The organism is Treponema sp. UBA7570, assembly GCA_002477955.1.
Classification (GTDB): Bacteria; Spirochaetota; Spirochaetia; order Treponematales; family Treponemataceae; genus Treponema_D.
In genome coordinates this window covers 1-3,437 of record DLLE01000040.1, presented here as the reverse complement: position 1 = coordinate 3,437, position 3,437 = coordinate 1, and the positions used below count along the sequence as shown (strand labels likewise).

The following is a 3,437-nucleotide window of genomic DNA, read 5'->3' as shown; positions in this document are numbered from 1 at the left end:
AAAGACTGACCAGAAATTTCAACATGATTTTTAGATTTGAAGAACTCAATATATTTTGAGCGTAATTCGTTTGCAGTCATAATTAAAATATTCTATAGATTTGACCGCAGAATTTCAATATCTTAAATTTTAGGAGCACAAAGCCTTACCGCGGCCGGCTTTTGCTGCAAGTCCTCCTTCGCTCCGCTCGTCCGGTCTTTTCGCGGCAATCCGGGCTAAAATTTTCGCTTCTTTCAAGATTTTCTTACACGCCTTTTTATCTGCGAGTTTTCTATTCTTCGGTCTTTTTTAATTCAGTTTTTTTGAGTGTCAACGGAAGCACTTCATTCTGAAAAAATCCATTCGGAGTTACATCAACCGACTGCAAAATTACAGTGTCGTTGTCATCCACAACAAATTCTGTTGTTTTTCCGCGCTTATTTCTCTCAGTTTTTTTAATTTTGCCAAAACTTGCAGAATAATATCCGTTAAAAAATTTTATGTCGGTGTCGCTTCTAAACTGCATCAATTTTGTGTCAGAAATACTATTCAAGACAAAACGGCCTTTATCTGTAAATTTCTCAGACTCTACTATATATACATCGTTTGCAAAAACAAAATATTTTCCATCAGAAGTAGTCCATGCAGGCCCTTCGACAAGCCTTTTTAGCGCTTTTTCAGATTCGCCTGCAACAGTTTTTTGGTTTAATTTTGTCGAAACTTTTTTATAATTTCCGTCCCAGAGAGTGCTTTCGCTGATAATCATCCGGACATCATCCTGAATCCGAATTCTTATTTCATCGACATTTACAAGCGAAATATCAAAACGCCTCTGAAGGTTTTCGATTGACTGGTTTATCGAAGTAAAATACATTCCGTTTCTGCGGAGTTTTGCATTTAGCCACGAATACACTTCTTCGCTGTCCTGATAATGAAAAATAATCTCGTGCGTCTGAGGATCAAAAAAGATATAACGTACGTTTCCGCCTGAATTTTCGGTCTTATACCACAAGCCTTCCAGAAATTTAGAAAAAGTCGCGACAGTTCCATCCTGAATTCTCGCAAGTTCTTTTGCGGCAATGCGGTTTCCTGTAACACGAACCTGCTTAACCTGAGTATACTCACCTTCTTTTTCGTTCCAATCGTACATTGTCTGAATCTGGTCAAGCCGGGCGCTGTCTTCTGCCGAATCCGAAGCATAAACCCAAACAGGAAAACTGTCGGCCTTTGTCTGGCTCAACTCGTAAGCTTCGTTTCGTTCTGTCTGCTGAATAAAAACCGTTCCGTCAGACTCAAAGTCTCCGATTTTTGTCAAAACAAAGTCGCCTTTTTTAGTGCGGCTTCCGTTAAAAATACACAAAACAGAATGACCTTCGTCCGTAATTCCCTGATAAACAAGTGAATTTTTGTGGTTTCCGATTACGTCTAGCGCAGTACAGGCAAAAGTACGAATCTGGCTTACCGTAGTTGCAATCCAAGCTGCTCTGACATAAGAAGAAGTTGAAGGATTGTACAAACCGACAATAAGTGCCAAAAAAGGGCTTCTTGATGTTTTTACAATATTTATCTGATCATCATAACCGTCATCGTCAATATCCATCGTAACAACGTTCAGAAGAGTTTCATCGTTGGCAAGTTCAATAAACGAAGTCTGCTCATAATCTTCGTATTCATTTTCCAAATTTTCTTCTTCGGACTTTTCTATTTCAACAACCGGTTTTATAATTTTTGCACGCGAATATGAATTGTCTTTTATAAAAAGATTTTTTCCAACAAAAAAAAATGCAAGTCCTGCGGCAACAATAACAAAAATCACTGGAATAAGTTTTTTCATAATCAGTAAAGTTTACCAAATCGGTTAATTTCGCTCAATAAAACAAAGCGCTTCGCAAATAGTTACAAACTCTTCTATATATTACTATTTATTGACATTTTTTCTGTTTTTTATAAAATTTCTGTACTATGATAAAAAATATTGAAATTTTTGAGCACACGCCGGTTCCAAAGGCGGTTTTTAAATTTGCGCTTCCTACAGTCCTCAGCATGATTGTTACTGTTTTGTACAACATGGTTGACGCTTTTTTTGTCGGTCAGACAGGCGATCCTAGCCAGTTTGCAGCGGTAAACGTTGCAACCCCGATTTTTCTGTTTCTCATGGCAGCAGGAAACATCTTCGGCATGGGCGGCTCTTCGTTTATAAGCCGCGCGCTTGGCGAAAAAAACTACGAAAAAGTAAAAAGCATTGCTTCATTTTGTCTTTACGCAGGAATTTTTACAGGTTTTCTAGGGCTATTCATAATTCTTTTCAATATGGAAAGAATTCTCAAATTGATTGGAACAACTCAGACAACAGCACAGTTTGCACGCGATTACTTAAAATATATTGCGTACGGCGGACCTGCAATTGTTATTTCGACAGCCTACACAAACATAATCCGCGGAGAAGGCGCTTCTCAAAACTCAATGGTCGGGCTAATTGCCGGAACAGCCGTAAACATTGTGCTCGATCCGATTTTTATTCTCGACTCATTTTTAGGAATTCCAGGACTTGGACTCGGTGTAAAAGGAGCCGCAATTGCAACTGTAATTGCAAACATCGTTACGATTGTAATCTATCTTGCGCATGTCCTTTCAAAAAACTCAACGCTCACAATAAACCCGAAATATTTTAAAATTTCAAACGGAATTTTGCTCGGCGTTCTTGCAATCGGACTTCCTGCAAGCCTTACAAACATTTTGATGAGTTTAAGTTCAATTCTGACAAACAACCTTCTAGCTTCGTATTACAGCGTTCCTGTCGTATCAGAAAAACTATTGCCGTTTATAAGAACATTTATCGATGGTACAGCAGTTTATGGCGATATTCCTGTTGCCGCAATGGGAGTTGCGCTCAAGGCAAACATGCTGACAATTTTTATTCAGCTTGGACTCGGAATAGGAATCGCTCCGTTAATCGGCTACAATTACGGCGCAAAAAATTCTATTCGCGTTAAAAAAATCGTAAATTTTTCTATTTTGGTAAATGTTGTGCTGGGAGTTTCTCTTACCGTACTTTATATAATTTTTGCAAAGCCAATCATAAATATTTTCTCGGAAGATCCGGCTGTTGTTGCGTTAGGCGTAGATATTATTTATGCACTTATGTCATCGGCACCGTTTATTGGAATTATGTTCGTTTTAAATTTTACATTCCAGGGAATGGGAAAAGGCTTGCAGTCGCTTGTTCTTGCCGTAAGCCGCCAGGGTTTTGTATTTTTACCGGCAATTCTTATAATGCAAAAACTTTTTGGACTTAACGGAATTATCTTTGCACAGCCGTTTGCCGACGCAGTTGCGGTTTTAATTGCCGTAGGAATGTTTTTATTTTTGATTAAAGACCTAAAAGCTGAAGAAAAAACAATTTCTTCTCAAACAAACGAATAAAATACAAAAGTAAATATAAAGGCTGTTCGTAAAAG

Annotated in this window: 2 protein-coding genes; one reads left to right on the top strand and one right to left on the bottom strand. The window is 38.1% G+C overall.

Features of this window, described 5'->3' with window-relative positions; translation table 11 throughout:
* Window positions 1–271: 271 nt before the first annotated feature.
* Window positions 272–1,813, bottom strand: a complete 1,542-nt coding sequence (locus tag B4N75_RS04965; RefSeq protein ID WP_296668557.1) for a pallilysin-related adhesin — start codon at window positions 1,811–1,813, stop codon at window positions 272–274.
* 128 nt (window positions 1,814–1,941) lie between these two features.
* On the opposite strand from B4N75_RS04965, the gene B4N75_RS04960 reads away from it, so the two are divergent.
* A complete protein-coding gene (locus B4N75_RS04960) occupies window positions 1,942–3,402 on the top strand; it encodes an MATE family efflux transporter (RefSeq protein WP_296668559.1) in 1,461 nt (486 codons plus the stop codon).
* The last annotated feature ends 35 nt before the right edge of the window (window positions 3,403–3,437 follow it).

Coding starts and splice junctions, on each gene's coding strand:
- B4N75_RS04965 (WP_296668557.1), bottom strand. CDS start 1,813: ATGAAAAAACTTATTCCAGTGATTTTTGTTATTGTTGCCGCAGGACTT.
- B4N75_RS04960 (WP_296668559.1), top strand. CDS start 1,942: ATGATAAAAAATATTGAAATTTTTGAGCACACGCCGGTTCCAAAGGCG.